16 protein-coding genes are annotated in these 18,629 nt (G+C 69.5%); 10 read left to right on the forward strand and 6 right to left on the reverse strand.

The window, feature by feature from the left end:
- Positions 1–10: 10 nt before the first annotated feature.
- Positions 11–1,027: a TerC family protein gene (locus tag SACAZDRAFT_RS06260; RefSeq protein ID WP_005439761.1), complete on the reverse strand. Its 1,017-nt coding sequence runs from the start codon at positions 1,025–1,027 to the stop codon at positions 11–13.
- Positions 1,028–1,338: 311 nt separating this feature from the next.
- Between SACAZDRAFT_RS06260 and SACAZDRAFT_RS06265 the strand changes: the two genes are divergently transcribed.
- The 3 genes from SACAZDRAFT_RS06265 (at position 1,339) to SACAZDRAFT_RS06275 (ending at position 5,713) form a co-directional block, all read left to right on the forward strand.
- The gene (locus SACAZDRAFT_RS06265) at positions 1,339–4,221 is read left to right on the forward strand and encodes an alpha/beta fold hydrolase (protein ID WP_005439763.1); all 2,883 of its coding nucleotides are present in this window, start codon (positions 1,339–1,341) and stop codon (positions 4,219–4,221) included.
- Positions 4,218–5,168: an ABC transporter permease gene (locus SACAZDRAFT_RS06270; RefSeq protein ID WP_005439765.1), complete on the forward strand. Its 951-nt coding sequence runs from the start codon at positions 4,218–4,220 to the stop codon at positions 5,166–5,168. The genes SACAZDRAFT_RS06265 and SACAZDRAFT_RS06270 overlap by 4 nt, the downstream gene beginning before the upstream one ends.
- 164 nt (positions 5,169–5,332) lie before the next feature.
- The gene (locus tag SACAZDRAFT_RS06275; RefSeq protein WP_005439769.1) at positions 5,333–5,713 is read left to right on the forward strand and encodes a VOC family protein; all 381 of its coding nucleotides are present in this window, start codon (positions 5,333–5,335) and stop codon (positions 5,711–5,713) included.
- Between the two features lie 15 nt (positions 5,714–5,728).
- Here the strand turns inward: SACAZDRAFT_RS06275 and uvrB are convergent, their stop codons facing one another.
- The 3 genes from uvrB to SACAZDRAFT_RS06290 all read right to left on the reverse strand — a co-directional run bounded on the left by uvrB (position 5,729) and on the right by SACAZDRAFT_RS06290 (position 9,567).
- Positions 5,729–7,888: an excinuclease ABC subunit UvrB gene (gene uvrB / locus SACAZDRAFT_RS06280; protein ID WP_040927685.1), complete on the reverse strand. Its 2,160-nt coding sequence runs from the start codon at positions 7,886–7,888 to the stop codon at positions 5,729–5,731.
- Positions 7,889–7,935: 47 nt separating this feature from the next.
- Positions 7,936–8,211 (reverse strand): hypothetical protein, encoded by a 276-nt coding sequence (locus SACAZDRAFT_RS06285; RefSeq protein WP_005439772.1) that lies wholly within the window; start codon positions 8,209–8,211, stop codon positions 7,936–7,938.
- Positions 8,212–8,307: 96 nt separating this feature from the next.
- Positions 8,308–9,567: a PucR family transcriptional regulator gene (locus tag SACAZDRAFT_RS06290; RefSeq protein ID WP_005439774.1), complete on the reverse strand. Its 1,260-nt coding sequence runs from the start codon at positions 9,565–9,567 to the stop codon at positions 8,308–8,310.
- A 59-nt stretch (positions 9,568–9,626) separates the two neighbouring features.
- Between SACAZDRAFT_RS06290 and SACAZDRAFT_RS06295 the strand changes: the two genes are divergently transcribed.
- Genes SACAZDRAFT_RS06295 through SACAZDRAFT_RS06315 form a run of 5 tightly spaced genes read left to right on the forward strand, consistent with a single transcriptional unit; the run spans position 9,627 to position 13,843 of the window.
- Positions 9,627–10,154 carry a DUF402 domain-containing protein gene (locus SACAZDRAFT_RS06295; RefSeq protein WP_005439776.1) on the forward strand — a complete coding sequence of 176 codons (528 nt, stop codon included), beginning with the start codon at positions 9,627–9,629 and terminating at the stop codon, positions 10,152–10,154.
- Positions 10,155–10,212: 58 nt separating this feature from the next.
- Positions 10,213–11,145, forward strand: a complete 933-nt coding sequence (locus SACAZDRAFT_RS06300; protein ID WP_005439778.1) for an ABC transporter ATP-binding protein — start codon at positions 10,213–10,215, stop codon at positions 11,143–11,145.
- Positions 11,146–11,151: 6 nt separating this feature from the next.
- Positions 11,152–11,907: an ABC transporter permease gene (locus SACAZDRAFT_RS06305; protein ID WP_005439779.1), complete on the forward strand. Its 756-nt coding sequence runs from the start codon at positions 11,152–11,154 to the stop codon at positions 11,905–11,907.
- A gap of 44 nt (positions 11,908–11,951) precedes the next feature.
- Positions 11,952–13,229: a sensor histidine kinase gene (locus tag SACAZDRAFT_RS06310; RefSeq protein ID WP_040927686.1), complete on the forward strand. Its 1,278-nt coding sequence runs from the start codon at positions 11,952–11,954 to the stop codon at positions 13,227–13,229.
- Positions 13,226–13,843, forward strand: a complete 618-nt coding sequence (locus SACAZDRAFT_RS06315) for a response regulator (RefSeq protein ID WP_005439798.1) — start codon at positions 13,226–13,228, stop codon at positions 13,841–13,843. The genes SACAZDRAFT_RS06310 and SACAZDRAFT_RS06315 overlap by 4 nt, the downstream gene beginning before the upstream one ends.
- Here SACAZDRAFT_RS06315 and coaE read toward each other — a convergent pair.
- Together coaE and rpsA are read right to left on the reverse strand one after the other, a co-directional pair.
- Positions 13,835–15,037, reverse strand: a complete 1,203-nt coding sequence (gene coaE / locus SACAZDRAFT_RS06320; protein WP_005439805.1) for a dephospho-CoA kinase — start codon at positions 15,035–15,037, stop codon at positions 13,835–13,837. The genes SACAZDRAFT_RS06315 and coaE overlap by 9 nt on opposite strands.
- 116 nt (positions 15,038–15,153) lie before the next feature.
- On the reverse strand, positions 15,154–16,635 hold the full coding sequence (gene rpsA / locus SACAZDRAFT_RS06325; protein ID WP_005439807.1) for a 30S ribosomal protein S1: 1,482 nt from the start codon (positions 16,633–16,635) through the stop codon (positions 15,154–15,156).
- 262 nt (positions 16,636–16,897) lie between these two features.
- Here rpsA and SACAZDRAFT_RS06330 point away from each other — a divergent pair, with 262 nt between their 5' ends.
- Positions 16,898–17,749 (forward strand): class I SAM-dependent methyltransferase, encoded by an 852-nt coding sequence (locus tag SACAZDRAFT_RS06330; RefSeq protein WP_005439808.1) that lies wholly within the window; start codon positions 16,898–16,900, stop codon positions 17,747–17,749.
- A complete protein-coding gene (locus tag SACAZDRAFT_RS06335; RefSeq protein ID WP_005439810.1) occupies positions 17,746–18,627 on the forward strand; it encodes a GNAT family N-acetyltransferase in 882 nt (293 codons plus the stop codon). The genes SACAZDRAFT_RS06330 and SACAZDRAFT_RS06335 overlap by 4 nt, the downstream gene beginning before the upstream one ends.
- Positions 18,628–18,629 lie beyond the last annotated feature (2 nt).

Consider the following 18,629-nt stretch of genomic DNA (forward strand, 5'->3'; position numbering starts at 1 on the left):
AGGTAACGGTTCACCCGTCGCGCGACGGCTCCCGCGTCTCCTCCTCGGGCGCGTCGACGTCGAGCTTCAGCTTGCTCGTCACACTCGGGTCCCGCTTGGCCTTCCGGAGGCTCGCGACGGTCGTAATGGTCAGGACCGCAACGATCACGCCGAGCGACGTCCAGTTGTTGATCTCCAGCCAGGCCGGCGTGACGTCGTACTCGTGCAGCGCGTGCAGCACCAGCTTCACCCCGATGAAGCCGAGGATCACCGACAGGCCGTAGGACAGGTAGACGAGCTTGGCGACCAGTCCGCCGAGCAGGAAGTAGAGCTGGCGCAGACCCATGAGCGCGAACGCGTTGGCCGTGAACACGAGGTACGCATCCTGTGTGATGCCGAAGATCGCCGGGATCGAGTCGACGGCGAACAGCAGGTCCGCGCTGCCGATCGCGACGATCACCACGAACATCGGCGTGAGGTACCGCTTGCCGTCCTGCTTGACCGACATCTTGTGGCCGACGTAGTCCGGCGTGACCGGGAAGAGCTTGCGCACCAACCGGGTCATCGCGTTCTCGTTGTACTCGTCGTCCTCGTCCTTCTCCCGCACCATGTTGATCGCAGTGAAGATCAGGAAGGCACCGAAGACGAAGAAGACCCACACGAACTTCGCGATCAGCGCGGCGCCGACCGCGATGAACGCCGCGCGCATCACCAGCGCCAGCAGGATGCCGATCAGCAACACGCGGTGCTGGTGGATCGACGGCACCCGGAACGACGCCATGATCACCATGAAGATGAACAGGTTGTCGACCGACAGCGAGTACTCGGTGATGTAGCCCGTGAAGAACTCGACGCCCGGGTCGTGCCCCGCCAGGACCCACACCCCGATGCCGAAGAGCACGGCGCAGGACACGTAGAAGATCACCCAGCGAGCGGCTTCACCGGTGGTGACCTTGTGCGGCTTACGGTCGACGATCACCAGGTCGAGGGCGATGAGGAGGAGAAGGCCTCCGACCGTCGCGAACCACACCCATACGGGCACGTTCATGTATGCCAACCTCCGGTCAGCGCGTAGTGGCCAATACCGGAGGTCTCTTCCACCGGCTCGTGTGCCGGCCGACGGCGCCGGGTGTCAAGCGAAGACAGCCGTGTTGACGACACCGCCGCGAAGGAATACTCCCCTCCACGAACGCCCACCATCTTCTCGGCTGTGACCGTGGATGACCAGTGGTGGTCGGCAGAGTCACCGGCGCGGAGCACGTAAGATCGATCACATGCGGCGAACACGGTGCGCCTTCGCGACACCTCCGACCGTGACCCGACGAGAACCTGCGGGAAACGCCCAATAGTGTTGCAAACGTGCCCCGAACCCTGAAGCTCCGCGGCAAGCGTGCGCGACTGCTCGCACTCGTGGCCGTGGCCGCCGTCCTCGCCACGGCCGCGCTGGTGTGGGTCGACGACGACGCGCCTCCCGCGCACACCGCTCACGAGGCCGTCATCGACGTGGCCGCCGCACCCGGATCCGCCGAGCGCGTGCAGCTGGACACCACGATGTACGTGCCGGATCGGACGCCCGCGCCCGCGGTGTTGCTGCCGCACGGGTTCGGCGGCGACAAGAACAGCGTCGCCCGCGAAGCCGAGGAGCTGGTGGGGCGCGGGTTCGTCGTGCTGACCTACTCGGCGCGCGGTTTCGGCCGCAGCACCGGTGAGATCGGCCTCAACGATCCCGACTACGAGGTCGCCGACGCCTCACAGCTCGTGGACTACCTGGCCGACCGCCCCGAGGTGCAGCTCGACCAGGACGGCGATCCGCGCGTCGGCGTCACGGGCGCCTCGTACGGCGGTGCGCTCGCCCTCCTGCTCGCCGGTACCGACGAGCGGATCGACGTCATCGCTCCGGTGATGACGTACAACGATCTGGCGCAGGCGCTGCTGCCCAACGGTGCGACCCCGGGCTCCGTCGACGACTCCACTCCGGCGCCGGGCGCGTTCTCCGAGGCCGGCGTCTTCAAGCAGGCGTGGGCGGGAACGCTGTTCGCGGCCGGGCTCGGCCCGGCGCGGCCGTCCGGCCCCAGCGCCGAAGCCCCCGAGCCGGGCGACGATCCGGAGGAGAACGAGGACGCCGGAGGGGTTCCCGGCGGCACCTCCGGTGCGAGTGTTCCCGTTCCCCGCCCTGGCCTTCCCTCCGCCGACGCCGCGGCGAAGCCGTGCGGACGGTTCACCGAGCAGGTGTGCGCCGCCTACACCGACGTCGCGACCGACGGGGTCGCCGACGAGGACACGCAGGCCCTGCTGCGCCGGGTGTCGCCCGTGTCGGTCACCGACCGCGTCACGGTGCCGACGCTGCTGGTGCAGGGAACGTCCGACACCCTGTTCGGACTGGACCAGGCCGACGCGAACGCCCGTCAGATCACCGACGCCGGCGGCGACGTCTCGGTCATCTGGTACACCGGCGGTCACGACGGAGGTGTGCCCGGCTCCCAGCTGCGCACCACGATCGCGGACTTCCTCGACCACCACCTGACCGGCAACGGCGACGCCGACGGCACGCGGTTCGCCTACGACGTGCAAGGCGCGCTGCGCACCAACGGCACGCCCTCCGTGCGCACGGTCGAGGCCGAGGGCTACCCCGGCCTGCACGGCGAGCCGACGGAGCGGCGGCGGATCGAGCTCGCTGGCAGCGAGCAGGTCGCACAACGCCCACCCGGCGCCACCCCCTCGGCCGTCAGCGGCATTCCCGGACTCAACGGCATCGTGGCGAACTCGTCGCGGCTGTCGGGCCTGTTCACCATCGACCCGCCCGGCCAGGCCGCCACGTTCACGTCGGAGCCGGTCGAGTCCCAGGTGCTGATCACCGGAGCGCCGACCGTCACCCTGAACGTCGCCGCGGCGACCGATGCGGTCCGGGGCCAGGACGCCGTCCTGTTCGTGAAGCTGTACGACGTCAACCCCGACGGATCCCGCACCCTGCCCGGCAACGCGATCGCCCCGGTGCGTATCCCGGCCCTGCCCGACGACGGGTCGCCGGTCGAGGTGACGGTCACGCTGCCCGGCGTCGTGCGCCCTGTCGAAGCGGGCCACAGCCTCCAACTCGTGGTGGGCACGACCGACCAGGCCTACGCCACGCCCACCGACCCGGCGTCCTACCGGATCTCCCTCGCGGGCGACTCGGCCGTGTCCGTTCCGCTCGTTCCGGGCACCACGATGACCTCGGGCTGGCCCGTCAATCAGCTGTTGGGCATCGGTGGGGTGCTCGTCGCGGTGGCTCTCGTCGCGGTCGTCGCCGCGGTCCGGCGCAAGCGCTCGCACCAGGTCGACCCCGAGCTCGCCGACACGCCGCTGGTGATCCGCAACCTCACCAAGTCGTATCCGGGTGGGTTGACCGCCGTGAAGGACCTCTCGTTCCGGGTGGAACGGGGGCAGGTGCTCGGTCTGCTCGGCCCCAACGGCGCCGGCAAGACCACCACGCTGCGCATGCTCATGGGCCTGATCCAGCCGACCGAGGGCGACATCACCGTCTTCGGCCGGACCATCTCGCCCGGAGCGCCCGTCCTGTCCCGGATCGGCTCGTTCGTCGAGGGCTCGGGCTTCCTGCCGCACCTCTCCGGTGCCGAGAACCTCAAGCTCTACTGGGCCGCCACCGGTCGTCCGGAGGAGCAGGCCCGGTTCGACGAGGCACTGGAGATCGCGGGACTCGGCTCCGCCGTACACCGTCGGGTGCGCACCTACAGCCAGGGCATGCGGCAGCGACTCGCGATCGCCCAGGCGATGCTCGGCCTGCCCGACCTGCTGGTGTTGGACGAACCCACCAACGGTCTCGACCCGCCGCAGATCCACCAGATGCGTGAGGTCCTGCGCCGCTACGCCGCCACCGGGCGCACCGTCCTCGTGTCGAGTCACCTTCTCGCCGAGGTCGAACAGACCTGCACGCATGTGGTCGTCATGCACCGCGGCTCGCTGGTCGCCTCGGGCGAGGTCGGCGACATCGCCTCCGCGGGCGGGGAGGCCAGCTTCCGGGTGGACGACCCGGACACCGCGGTGAAGGTGCTGCGCGACACCGACGGCGTGGTGAACGCGCAGGTCGACGACGGCGTCGTCCACGCCGACCTCGACGGTCTGCCCCGATCGGCCGCCGTGGCCGCCCTGGTGCGGGCCGGTGTGGCGGTCGAGCAGGCAGGCCCGCGGCGCCGGCTGGAGGACGCCTTCCTCCAGCTGGTCGGAGAAGGGGAGCAGGACCGATGAGCAAGGCCGAGAAGCCCGACACCCTGGCGTCCGCGGGTGTGCACACCGACCCGGCCGCGCTGGACGAGCTCAGCGCGGCCGGCTCCCCGAGCACCGAGGTGGGCCGCGACGGTGGCGTGGTGGGTTACCGGCCCGGCCGGACGTTGCGGCTGGGAGTGGAGCTGCGGCGGCAGTTGCGCAGGCGCCGCACGCAGCTGGTGCTCGCGCTCGTGGCCCTGCTGCCGATCATCCTGGTGATCGCCTTCGAGATCGGTGACGCCAACCCGAACCGCAGGTCGGGCGCGTTCATCGATCTCGCCACGGCCAGCGCGCCCAACTTCGTCGTCGTGGCGATGCTGGTCTCGGGCTCGTTCCTCCTGCCGATGATCGTCGCCCTGTACTTCGGCGACACCATCGCCAGCGAGGCGTCCTGGTCGAGCATGAAGTACCTGCTGGCCATCCCGGTACCGCGACATCGGTTGCTGCGGCAGAAGGCCGTCGCCTCGGCGTTGCTGTCGGCGCTGACGCTCGCGCTGCTGCCGTTGGTGGCGCTCGTGGTGGGCGTCGTGTGGTACGGCGCCGGCAACGCGATCAGTCCCACGGGCGACTCCGTGTCGTTCGGCGCGAGCGTGGTCGCGATCGCGCTCGGCACGGTCTACATCATCATCCAACTGTCCTGGGTGGCCGCGCTCGGCCTGCTGCTGAGCGTGTCCACCGACACGCCGCTCGGCGCGGTGGGCGGCACGGTCCTCGTGTCGATCCTCTCGCAGATCCTCGACCAGATCACCGCCCTCGGCGACCTGCGCGACTACCTCCCCACGCACTTCTCCTTCGCGTGGATGGAGCTGATCGCCACGGACGTCGACTGGACGAACATGGCCGGCGGTGTGCTCTCGGCGGTGCTGTACGCGGCGGTGTTCGGCCTGCTCGCGGCCCGCCGCTTCGCGACCAAGGACATCACCAGCTGACCCCCGCCGGGTGCCCGCACCGAGCCGTACTCGGCAGGCGGGCACCCGGCGGCGCCGACCACCGGCGAGCGCCGCAGCACGGATGGCAGGGACGTCGGCGACGCGTGACAATGGCAGGACGCCAGCTTCTCGTCGTCCTGTCCCGCACGCACCGAGGGGTCCGTATGGCTCGACCGGTTCACTTCGAGATCCACGCCACCGATCCGGAACGCGCGATCACCTTCTACACCACGGTGTTCGAGTGGTCGTTCGAACGCTCCGGAACGGACCCCTACTGGCTGATCACGACCGGCGAAGGATCCGGCATCGACGGCGGTCTCGCCCAACGCGAGGGGCCGATGCCTGATCCCGACGCCAGTGTGAACGCCTTTCCGCTGACCATGGAGGTCTCCGACCTCGACCTGCTGACCCGCGAGGTGGAGCAGGCCGGCGGGAACGTCGTCATCGCGAAGCGGCCCATCCCGGAGGTCGGGTGGATCACGTACTGCCGTGATCCCGAGGGGAACCTCTTCGGCATGCTGCAGCCCGATCCCAGCGCCGAGTGAGGACGGTCCCGGCGCTTACTTCACTCCGGCCGCGTCCATGCCGCGCAGTTCCTTCTTCAGCTCCGCGATCTCGTCGCGCAGCCGTGCCGCCAACTCGAACTGCAGGTCGCGCGCGGCCTGCATCATCTGGTCCGTCAGCTGCTGGATGAGATCGGCGAGTTCCGCCCTCGGCATGCCGGCGACGTCCCGGTCGACGAGTACGCCCGAGCTGCGCACCCGGTCGCCCTGCTCCGGCTTCTTGCCGCGGGAGACGTTGCGGCCGGAGCCGCCCACCTCGATCGCCTCCTCGGAGTCCTCGGCCTCCGTGTAGACGCGGTCGAGGATGTCGGCGATCTTCTTGCGCAGCGGCTGGGGATCGATGCCGTGTTCCTCGTTGTACGCGATCTGCTTGGCGCGCCGCCGGTTGGTCTCGTCGATGGCGTAGCGCATCGAGTCGGTGACCGTGTCCGCGTACATGTGCACCTGGCCCGACACGTTCCGCGCGGCCCGGCCGATCGTCTGGATCAACGAGGTGCCGCTGCGGAGGAAACCCTCCTTGTCGGCGTCGAGGATCGCGACCAGCGACACCTCGGGCAGGTCGAGCCCCTCACGCAGCAGGTTGATGCCGACCAGCACGTCGAAGTCGCCCGACCGCAGCTGCCGCAACAACTCCACCCGGCGCAGCGTGTCGACCTCCGAGTGCAGGTAACGCACCCGGATGCCGAGTTCGAGCAGGTAGTCGGTGAGGTCCTCGGCCATCTTCTTGGTCAGCGTGGTGACCAGCACCCGCTCGTCCTGCTCGGCGCGGACGCGGATCTCGTGCACGAGGTCGTCGATCTGCCCCTCGGTGGGCTTGACGATCACCTCGGGGTCGACGAGGCCGGTGGGCCGAATGACCTGCTCGACGAACTCGCCGCCCGTCTGCCCCATCTCGTAGGGGCCCGGGGTGGCGGACAGGTACACGGTCTGACCGATCCGGTCGGAGAACTCCTCCCAGGTCAGCGGCCGGTTGTCCAGGGCGCTCGGCAGGCGGAAGCCGTGTTCGACCAGCGTTCGCTTCCGGGAGGCGTCGCCCTCGTACATGCCACCGATCTGCGGCACCGTCACGTGCGACTCGTCGATGACCAGCAGGAAGTCCTCGGGGAAGTAGTCGAGCAGCGTCGCCGGGGCGGATCCCGCCGGGCGGCCGTCGACGTGTCGCGAGTAGTTTTCGATACCCGAGCAGAAACCGACCTGCCGCATCATCTCGATGTCGTAGGTGGTGCGCATCCTCAGGCGCTGTGCCTCCAGCAACCTGCCCTGGTTCTCGAGCTTTTCGAGCTGTTCCTCGAGCTCGGCCTCGATGCCGCGGATGGCCTTCTCCATCCGTTCCGGGCCCGCGACGTAGTGGGTCGCGGGGAAGATCCGCACCTCGTCGACCTCCCTGACGATGTCGCCGGTCAACGGATGCAGGTAGTACAGCTTGTCGATCTCGTCGCCGAAGAATTCGACGCGGATCGCGAGCTCCTCGTACGCGGGGATGATCTCCACCGTGTCGCCGCGCACCCGGAAGGTTCCGCGGGCGAACGCGAGGTCGTTGCGCGTGTACTGCACGTCGACGAGCGCGCGCAGGAAGGTGTCGCGGTCGACCTCCTCGCCGACGGCGAGCCTGCTGGACCGGTCGAGGTAGGACTGGGGCGTGCCGAGGCCGTAGATGCACGACACGCTGGACACCACGATGACGTCGCGGCGGGACAGCAGGTTCATCGTGGCGGAGTGGCGCAGCCGCTCGACGTCGTCGTTGATCGACGAGTCCTTCTCGATGTAGGTGTCGGTCTGCGGGACGTACGCCTCGGGCTGGTAGTAGTCGTAGTAGCTGACGAAGTACTCCACCGCGTTGTGCGGGAAGAGCTCGCGCAGCTCGTTGGCCAGCTGCGCCGCGAGCGTCTTGTTGGGCGCCATCACGAGCGTGGGCCGCTGCACCCGCTCGATCAGCCAGGCCGTGGTGGCGGACTTGCCGGTGCCGGTGGCGCCCAGCAGCACGACGTCCTTCTCCCCCGCCTTGAGCCTGCGTTCCAGCTCGTCGATCGCCGCGGGCTGGTCGCCGGCGGGAGCGTAGTCGCTGACCACCTTGAACCGGCCGTCCGACCGGGGAATCTCGGAAACCGGCCGGAACTCCGAGTGTGCGAGTACGGGGTGTTCGGTCGCGAAAGCCACGTCATCCAGGGTAGACACCCGTACCGACAATCCGGCCCTGGAAGTCGTCAGCTCGCGGCTCGGAGAACGTCGACGTCCCGACCGCGCAGTCCGTTGGCGACCACCGACAGACAGTGAACACAGGGCATGCCGCGCACCGACGGCAGCCACTCGGACTCCCCGCGCCGGAGCACCGCACCGCACAGCGCGCGGAGGAAGTCGGGTACGCCGTCGAAGTCGGGAACCGGAACCACATGGCAGACCCGTTGTGACTCCCCGACGACGCCCCTCCGCAATCGAGCCAACACCACAGCGTCGTTCGGTTCACACAGTGCGGACCCCATGCGGCTGAGTGTAACTCTCGTCACCTGCGCTCTCTTCGTGTCGAGCGACCAAAAGACAGCGGACTTCGCTGGTTCGCCGGACCGAAAACCGGCCTTCTACGGCCGTGTCAGCACGGCACCGCCGAGCCGGTCGCACAGCTTGAGAGCGAGCTCGACGTCGAGGCGCCGTTCCGCGAGCGGTACCGCGAGCAGGTCCTCCGCCTTGCGCACGCGGTACTGCACGGAGTTCTTGTGCATGGCCAGCAACCCGGCCGCCGCGGTGTAACTACTGCCCGTGGCCAGGAACACCCGCAACGTCGTCCGCAGCCGCTCGGACTGCGGGTCGTCCACCGCCAGGGGCCCGAGCACGTACTCCACCCACGTGCGCGCGGACGGCAGGTCGGACGTCATGAGCGCGACCGCGCCGACGTCCGCGAACGCCAGCACGCGGGCACTCTCCTTCCCCGCCGCGAGCGACAGTGCCTGCACGCGCAGCGCCTGCCGATGCGTGCTCCGGAAACCGTCCAGGCCGTGCGCCGGATCGCCCAACGCCACGCGGACCTGGTCGTCCAGCTCGGACACCTGCCGTTCCACCTCGGCAACGTCGAGCGCCGACGACGACAGCGGAAGCCACACCCACGCGGTCAGCTCGTCGTGTGGCACGAACAGCGGATCGCCGCCCCCGCTCGTCGCCCAACGCCCCAACCGGTGGGCGAGGATCTCCAGTCCCGACAACGGGTCGCCCGAGTCCGCGTGTTCCGGGTACCACGCGACCAGCCCGACGTGGTCGCCGCGCAACCGGTAGCCCAGCGCCGCCTCGCTCGCCCCGATGTCGGCGACCTCGCCGTCGAGCACCGCCCGGACCCGGGTGGCACGCACGGCGCTGCGGTTGAGCAGCCAGCGTCCGCGCTCCTCCTCGTAGGCCGCCATCACCTGCCGGGTCACCCGGTCGATGAACCGGAACGTCGTGCTGACCGCGTGTCGCAGCGAGCGTCCGAGTTGTTCGGCGTCGGGGATCCGGGACGTTCCCTCCTCCAGCGCCTTCTCCAGAACCGCCGCCTGGCCGAGGTAGTAGGCCCTGATCAGGTCGATGACGGGCGTCCCGCGTTGGGCGAGTCGCCGTGCGTACTCCACGGCCGCCGCGGGCGCCTCGACCCGTTCCGGGTCCATGTCGCGCTGGAAGATCTGCAGAGCGGTGTCGATGTTGGCGAACACGCTGGCCGCCAGCAGGCTCACCATGCTCTCGTCGTCGTGCACAAGGTGCGGTAGCTCCCGCTCGTAGAGGGCGATGAGCGTCGCGGTCAACTCGTCCGCGCGATCGGTCAGCGCGGTCGCGACCTGCGCGAGCCACGTGCCGACGTCGACCTGCTGTTGCACGCCCACACTCTAGACGTGATCTGGATCGCGGTCCGGGAAATGGTCCAGGATGTGCGGATATGGGCGCACATCCGCCGAAGCGTGAACGTTTCGACCTGGCCGGCAACGTCAACGTCGACCCCAAGGGCATCAGTAGGGCCGTGGACGAGTACCGGGTCACGGAGTACGGCCTCTACCTGGCGCGGCCCACGCCAGGACGAGCCCAGTTCCACTACGTGGAGTCCTGGGTGCTGCCCGCGCTGGGACTGCGCGTGACCGACTTCTGGTTCAACCCCGGCCACGAACGCGACCAGGACTTCTACGTGGACGTCGTGTCGGTGGAGGTGCACGACGACGAGTGGGTGACCACCGATTTGTACCTCGATCTGTCGGTGCGCACCGGTCGGTCGGTGACGGTGTTGGACACCGACGAACTGCTCGAGGCGACCACGAGCGGCCTGATCTCCGTGGGCACCGCGCGGGATGCGCTGGAGCGCACGTACCGCACCGTCGACGCGCTGGCGGCCCACGACTACGACCTGCCCCGCTGGCTCGCGAGCATCGGGATGCCGACGAGGTGGCGGAGACGGCATCCACCGATCGGTTGATCCGGGGAGGAGACCTCCGGTCGATTCGGACGCCGGTCTCTCCGGACATTCTCGGTACATGACCGACGCAACCGTGCTCGAGGTGCGCAACCTCCACAAGAGATACGGCGACACCGTCGCCGTCGACGACGTCTCGTTCACCGTCGACAAAGGAGAGATCTTCGGCATCGTCGGGCCCAACGGCGCGGGCAAGACGACCACCGTCGAGTGCGTCGAGGGGCTCCGCGTTCCCGACCGGGGCACCGTGCGTGTCCTCGGACTCGACCCGGTCGACGACACGACCGAACTGCGGCAACGACTCGGCATCCAACTCCAGAGCAGCGAACTGCCCGACCGCCTCCGCGTCGCCGAGGCACTGCACCTGTACGCGTCCTTCTACCGCGATCCTGCCGATCCCGACGAACTGCTGAAGCTGCTCGGGCTGACCGAACGACGCGACGTCGCGTTCCACAAGCTCTCCGGTGGGCAGAAGCAACGGGTCTCCATCGCCCTGGCCCTCATCGGCACACCCGAGCTCGTGATCTTCGACGAGCTGACCACGGGCCTGGACCCCCACGCGCGGCGAGACGTCTGGGGCCTCGTCGAACGGATCCGCGACCGTGGGGTGACCGTCGTGCTGGTGACGCACTTCATGGAGGAGGCGGAACGGCTGTGCGACCGCCTGACGATCATCGACTCGGGCCGGGTGATCGCCACCGACACTCCGGCCGGGCTCGTGGCCGCGGCGAAGACCGGGCAGGTCCTCCGGTTCCGCCTCTCCGAGCTGTTCGACCTCGCGCTGCTCGAGGCTCTGCCGGAGGTGCACTCCGTGGAACACGACGGTACCGAACGCCTCGTCGTCACCGGCACCACCGAGGTACTGCACGCGGTCACGGCCCTGCTCGCCCGACACCAGGTCATCGCTCACGAACTCCGCGTTGACCAGACCACTTTGGACGACGTCTTCGTCTCGCTCACGGGCCGGACGTTGCAGCACGTCGAGGAAGGCTGACCCATCATGTCGAGTCCCCGCTCCGCCCTTCGAGCGCTGACGGTCGTCGAGGCGAGACTGTTCCTGCGCGACCCGGCCGCGTCCCTCATGACGCTCGGCCTCCCGCTCGGGATCCTGTTCGTGTTCGGAATCATGCCGTGGGCCCGCGAAGCCAACGCCGACTTCGGTGGGCAGGCGATGCTGTCGGTCTTCGTCGCACCGCTGTCGGTGACGCTGCTGATCGGCATGCTCGGCCTGTCCCTCTTCCCCGTGATCCTCGCGAGCTACCGGGAGAAGGGCGTGCTGCGCCGCATGCAGGGCAGTCCGGTGTCCCCGGCGACGGTGCTGACGGCTCAGCTGACGGTCTACCTCGGCATCGGGGCGATCACCGTCGTCGTCCTGATGGGTCTGGGCATTCCCGTGCTCGGCATCGAGGTCCCCGCCAACATCCCCGCGGTCCTGGTGGTGCTGGTCCTCGGCACCGCCGCGCTGTTCTCCCTCGGGCTGCTCGTCGGAGCACTCGCGCCCAGCAGCAAGGCCGCGAACGGCATCGCCATGGCGGCGTTCTTCCCCATGCTCGCGCTCGGCGGCGTGTGGGTTCCGGCGGAGATGCTGCCGTCGGCCCTCCAGTGGGCGGCCGAGGCCCTGCCGATGGGAGCCATGTTCAACTCCCTGCGCTCCGCATGGGCCGGCGACTGGCCCGGCTGGCTCCCCGTCACCTCGCTCGTCGTCTCCACGACGGTGTGCCTCGGGATCGCGACACGAAGGTTCCGCTGGCAGTGAGGGAACCACCACCCAGGGCTGCGGCGGTGGGCGATAATCGCGCGATGATCCCGCGTCGCGAGCCGCCGCCGTCGGCCTTCCTCCTTCCCCTCAGGGACGACGCACGGCTCGGGGCACGCATCGAATGCCTGTTGCCACTCCTTCTCCTGGGTGTCGCGGCCGTGGTGAGCGTCGCGAACCCGCAGCACAGCCCTGAGCAGCGGTGGCAGGTGATCGCCTACACGCTCGTGAGCGCCGCCGTCATCGTCTTCACCGACACGGCGCCTCCGCCGTGGTGGCGTACCCGGTGGTGGCGGGTCGGTGCTTTCCTGGCGCTGCTCGGCTGTGCCAGTGTGCTCACCCTGCTCGACCCGGTCTTCACGGTGTTCACGATCGCGGCGTTCTTCCGCGCTCTGATTCTGCGCCCCAAGAGCGTCATGCTGGCGGGACTCGCCGTGACGTCAGCGCTCATCCACAGCCTCCCCGGAGGTGGGCCGCTGGTGGCGCTGCAGACGTGGCCGTACACCTACCTCGTCATCGTCGTCGTGCAGACCGCCGCCGTCGCCTCCGGAGTGTTGCTCTCCGAGCGTCTGGTCGCGCAGAGCGAGGAACGCCGGGCACTGGTCGCCGAACTCCGCGCGGCGATGGAGGAGAACGCGGGACTGCACCAGCAACTGCTCGTCCAGGCACGGGAGTCGGGCATGCTCGACGAACGACAGCGGCTCAGCCGGGAGATCCACGACACCCTCGCGCAGGGGCTCGCGGGCATCATCACCCAGCTCACGGCCGCTCGACAGGCCGGTACCGCCGCCGAGGAGGCGGCGCGGAGAGTGGACACGGCACTCGCGCTCGCCCGGGAGAACCTGCACCAGGCCCGGCGAGCCGTCCACGCCCTCACGCCGGGAGAACTCGACGGCAGCGGTCTGTGCGACGCGCTCGCCGCCGTCACCACGCGCTGGGCCGAGCGGAGCGGCATCGCGGCCGAGTTCTCGACGAGCGGAACCGTTCGCGCGCTGCATCCCGAGATCGAGGCCACTCTGCTGCGCGTGACGCAGGAGGCACTCGCGAACGTCGCCAAGCACGCGCGGGCTTCCCGCACCGTCGTCACGGTCACCTACCTGCCCGATCAGGTCGCGCTGGACATCCGCGACGACGGTGTGGGCTTCGACGACGACCCGGTGACGAGAGCCGACGACGACAGCTGGTCCAACGGCTACGGCATTCCCGGCATGCGTCACCGGGTGCAGCGCATCGCCGGACACTTCGTCGTCGAGAGTGAGCGCGGCGCGGGGACGGCGATCTCGGCAACGGTTCCCGCGGTGGCCGCGATGGCGGAAGCATGATCGGCATCCTGGTCGTCGACGACCACCCCATCGTCCGGGACGGTCTCCGCGGCATCTTCGCCGCCGAAGAGGGCTTCACCGTCGTCGGCGAAGCCGGTGACGGCGCCGAGGCGGTGACCATGGCGCAACGCCTGCTCCCGGACGTCGTCCTGATGGACCTGCGCATGCCCGGCACCGGTGGCGTCGAGGCGATCAGCAGACTGGCCGCGCTGGGCAATCCCGCGCGGGTCCTCGTGCTCACCACCTACGACACCGACTCCGACGTGCTGCCCGCGATCGAGGCGGGCGCCACGGGTTACCTCCTCAAGGACGCCCCGAGGGCGGAACTGGTCCGCGCCGTCCGCGCGGCCGCGCGCGGTGAGTCGGTGCTCTCCCCCGCCGTGGCGAGCCGTGTGCTCGGCCGGATTCGGGAGCCCGCCGACGACACCCTCACCCCTCGCGAGGTGGAGGTGCTGGGGCTCGTGGCCCAGGGACACACGAACAAGGAGGCGGCGCGGGTCCTGTTCCTGAGCGAAGCCACCGTGAAGACGCATCTGCTGCACATCTACGCGAAGTTGGGCGTCCGCGACCGTGCCGCCGCCGTCGCCGTCGCCTACCGGACCGGCCTACTCTGACGCCGCCTCGGGTGTCCAGCCCGTCCGGGTCGCCCACTCCTCGGCCCTGCCGAACGCGGCGTTGACCCACGGCTGCTTCTCCTCGGCGTAGGCGTCCACGGCCCCCGCGTCCGCGTGCTTGGCCGCCAGCTCACGCTTCACCTCCGCGTAGGCGTCGACCTCGCTCGGGTTGGCGCGCAGCCAGTCGCGGAACAACAGCGCACGGCGCCACGCGGGACTGCCTTCCTGTCGCACGTGGAGGTTCACCGGACGCGCCGGATCGGCCCCGGAGAACAGTCGCTTCGTCCAGCGTTGCTCGTCCCCCACCGGCTCGTCGGACCATTCGCGGTCCGCGTGCTGCACGAACCCCGCGCCCGTGAGCGGCGCGGCGAGCGCGTCCGCGTCGACGAGGTCGGCGACGACCAGCTGCACGTCCACGACGTCCTTCGCGGGCAACCCGGGCACCGCCGTCGATCCGATGTGGTCGACGCGCAGCGCCCGCGGCCCGGCCGCGGCCCGCAGTCTGGCCACCACGCGTCGCGCTTGCACCGGCCAGGTGGGGTCGGCGGGAACGATCACCGGCGAGGCCGGCGGGCGGACCCGCTTCAGCCGCAGGTTCGCCTCGTACGGCACGAGCCGTTCGGTCCAGAGGTCGTCCACCTGAGCGAGCAGGTCGTCCCGGCCACCACTGTTGTCCAACCACACGTCGGCCACCTCGCGCCGCTGCTCGGTGGTGGCCTGCGCGGCGATGCGGGCCCGGGCGTCGGACTCCGGCATGCCCCGCGACTCGACGAGCCTGCGCACCCGGACATCCTCGGCGGCGTCGACCACGACGACGAGGTGATAGCCGGCCGCGAGGCCGTTCTCCACCAGCAACGGCACGTCGTGCACGACGATCGCGTCGTCGGGTGTCTCGGCGAAACGTTCCATCGTGCGGGCGGCGATTCTCGGATGCAGGATCGCGTTGAGGCGCTGCCGCGACTCGTCGTCGGCGAACGCCTTGGCCGCCAACGCCGCCCGGTTCAACGCCCCGTTCTCGTCGAGGACGTCCGCACCGAAGGCCTCCGCCACCTCGGCGAGACCGTCGGTACCGGGCTCCACGACTTCTCTCGCGATGACGTCGGCGTCGATCACCACCGCGCCGTGTTCCGCGAGTCGCGCGGCCACGGTCGACTTCCCCGACCCGATCCCGCCTGTCAGTCCCACACGCAGCATGAGCGGTATTCAAACATCCCGACCACCGGTCCGCGTGCACACCACTGACCCGGAAACGACTGTGGCCCCGGTCCACGCGGGACCGGGGCCACAGATCACGACCGTTCAGGCGTTACTCACGCACCGCCGGACAGCTTCTCGCGCAGAGCCGCGAGCTGCTCGTCGCTGGCGAGCGTGCCGCCCGAGCGCTCCTGCTCGGGCTGCGAGGAGCCGTAGCTGGTCTCGCCACCGCCGACAGCGCCATCGGCGACAGCAGCGGCGTTCGCCTGCTGCGCCTCGGCCACCTGACGCATGTGCTTCTCGTAGCGGGCGTGGGCCTCGGCGTACTGCCGCTCCCACTCCTCACGCTGCGTCTCGTAGCCTTCCTGCCACTCCTGCGTGTCGGGGTCGAAGCCCTCGGGGTAGATGTAGTTCCCCTGCTCGTCGTACTCCGCCGCCATGCCGTACTGCGTCGGGTCGAACTCGGCGTCCGGCGTGAAGCCCTCGTTCGCCTGCTTCAGCGACAGCGAGATGCGACGACGCTCCAGGTCGATGTCGATGACCTTGACCATGACCTCGCTGCCGACCTGCACGACCTGCTCGGGGATCTCGACGTGGCGCTCGGCCAGCTCCGAGATGTGCACCAGGCCCTCGATGCCCTCCTCGACGCGAACGAACGCACCGAACGGGACGAGCTTGGTGACCTTGCCCGGCACGATCTGGCCGATGGCGTGGGTGCGGGCGAACTGACGCCACGGGTCTTCCTGCGTGGCCTTCAGCGACAGGGACACGCGCTCGCGGTCCATGTCGACGTCCAGCACCTCGACCGTGACCTCCTGGCCGACCTCGACGACCTCGCTCGGGTGGTCGATGTGCTTCCAGGACAGCTCCGACACGTGCACCAGACCGTCGACACCGCCGAGGTCGACGAACGCACCGAAGTTGACGATGGAGGACACGACGCCCTTGCGGACCTGGCCCTTGGCCAGCGCGTTGAGGAACTCGCTGCGGACCTCCGATTGGGTCTGCTCCAGGTAGGCGCGGCGGGACAGCACCACGTTGTTGCGGTTCTTGTCCAGCTCGATGATCTTGGCCTCGAGCTCGCGGCCGACGTACGGCTGGAGGTCGCGCACACGACGCATCTCGACGAGCGAGGCGGGCAGGAAGCCGCGCAGACCGATGTCGAGGATCAGGCCGCCCTTGACGACCTCGATGACCGTGCCGCGAACCGGCTCGTCCTTCTCCTTGAGCTCCTCGATGGTGCCCCAGGCGCGCTCGTACTGCGCACGCTTCTTGGAGAGGATGAGACGGCCTTCCTTGTCCTCCTTCTGCAGAACAAGGGCTTCCACCTCGTCACCGACGGCGACGACCTCGGCCGGGTCGACATCGTGCTTGATGGAGAGTTCACGGGACGGGATGACACCCTCGGTCTTGTAACCGATGTCGAGCAGGACTTCGTCGCGATCGACCTTGACGATGGTGCCTTCCACGATGTCGCCATCGTTGAAGTATTTGATTGTCTTGTCGATAGCAGCGAGGAAGTCTTCCTCCGTCCCGATGTCGTTGACGGCGACCTGCTTCGCCTGGGCGTTCGGGGCGGTGGTGGTGTCGATGGTCATTAGGTGGGTTGCTCCGGTTAGCGGCTTGGTCTCGTGGGATGTGCAGTTTGCGTGCGCTGGGTGGGAACGATGCAGTCCCAGCGTTCAGGCAGAACGGCCGCGACCTCATCGAATGGTGCGCGAACCCGAGATCCCAGCACGTGCTCACTGGGCCGAAGGCAGCGCGAACCCACTGCGCTGATTGTCAGCATACGCGGAGACTTCACGTCAGCACAACGAGGGGTCCGACCACGATCACGGACCCCCTCGCGCCGACAATGAGGTGGTGAACGACACGAACCCCGCCGATCGCCATGCCGAAGCCGAAGCCGTGCTCGGCACCACCGGTGTCGCGCACCGCGAGGTGAACCCCACCGAGGCCACCGCGGCCAGTCTGGCCTGGTGGAACGCGGATGCCGACGCCTACCACGACACGCACGGCGACTTCCTCGGCGACGCCGACTTCGTGTGGTGCCCCGAGGGTTTGCGCGAAGCGGACGCACGCCTGCTCGGCGACGTGGCCGGGGCCGACATCCTGGAAGTGGGGTGCGGTTCGGCGCCGTGCTCTCGCTGGCTCGCCGAGCAGGGCGCCCGGGCGGTCGCCTTCGACCTGTCGACGGGCATGCTCCGCCACGCGCGAGCAGGCAACGAACGCACCAGCCTGACCCCCGCCCTGGTCCAGGCCGACGCCCAGCACGTGCCATTCGCGGACTCCGCCTTCGACATCGCGTGCTCCGCGTTCGGCGCGCTGCCGTTCGTGCCGTCGCTGGAGGCGGTTTTCACCGAGATCGCCCGGGTGCTCCGACCGGGAGGCCGCTGGGTCTTCTCGGTCACGCACCCGCTGCGCTGGATCTTCCCGGACGATCCGGGACCGGCGGGCCTCACGGTCACCCAGCCGTACTTCGACCGCACTCCCTACGTCGAGGTCGACGCCGCCGGGCGCGCCACCTACGTCGAGTACCACCGCACCCTCGGCGACTACGTGCGAGCACTCACCGCGACCGGGTTCCGGCTCACCGACCTCGTCGAGCCCGAGTGGCCGCCCGGACACACGCGGATCTGGGGTCAGTGGGGACCCGTGCGCGGCAAGTTCTTCCCCGGCACCGCCATCTTCTGCTGCGTGAAACAGCCGTGAGCTTCGCCCGGATCGACCCGCTTCTGCCGGACGTCGTCGATCCGGGCGAGGGCGAACGGCTGACGGTCGCGGCCTCGGGGCGGACAACGGTGTCGGCCGTGCTCTACCGCGCCCGTCACGACGGCTGGTCGGCGCTGTGGCATCCGCGCGTGGTGTGGGAGTTGACGCCGGTGTCGCCGGACGTCGGCGCCGGCGGGATGGCGGCCCTGCTCGACGCGCTGCGCGAGCGACTCCGCCAGGAGCGTCCCGGGACCGACTCGGCGTGCAGCGTGACCTGGCCGAGCCGTGACCTCGGCGCGGGCCAGGCGCTGGCGGCCCACGGCTTCGCCCCGTACACGGTGCTCGCCGCACGGGAGGCGACGTCTCCGGCGGTCGACTCCGCCGACTGCTCGGCGGCGGAGATCAGGCCGCTGACCGGAGACGCCGAGGCACTCGTCCCCGATGTGGTGGACCTGTGGCGGGAGGAATGGCACTACGCCGTGTCGGTCGGCGCGGCCGTGCACAGGCCCGACGCGGCGGCATTGCTGGAGGGCGAGCTGCGGCGCGCCGTGTCCGCGGCGGAACCGATGTGGGTGGCGGAAGCCGACGGCGTCCTCGCGGGCCTGGCTCTGTGCCGATGGCCCGCGCCGCAGCCACGTCTGCCGAGCGGGTCGTGGGCGCAGCTGCACACCGTGTCCGTGGCCGCGTCCGCGCGCGGTCGCGGCATCGGGCGCGCTCTCGTCGCGGCCGCGCACGACCGCTTGCTCGCTCGAGGAGCGCGGGGCACGTACGTGTTCTACAGTCCGCACAACGCGCTGTCGACGGTGTTCTGGCACCGCCAGGGATATCGTCCACTGTGGACCACCTGGGAGGCACGTCCCGCGACGGCCGCACGGTGAGC

This window comes from Saccharomonospora azurea NA-128 (assembly GCF_000231055.2).
GTDB lineage: Bacteria > Actinomycetota > Actinomycetes > Mycobacteriales > Pseudonocardiaceae > Saccharomonospora > Saccharomonospora azurea.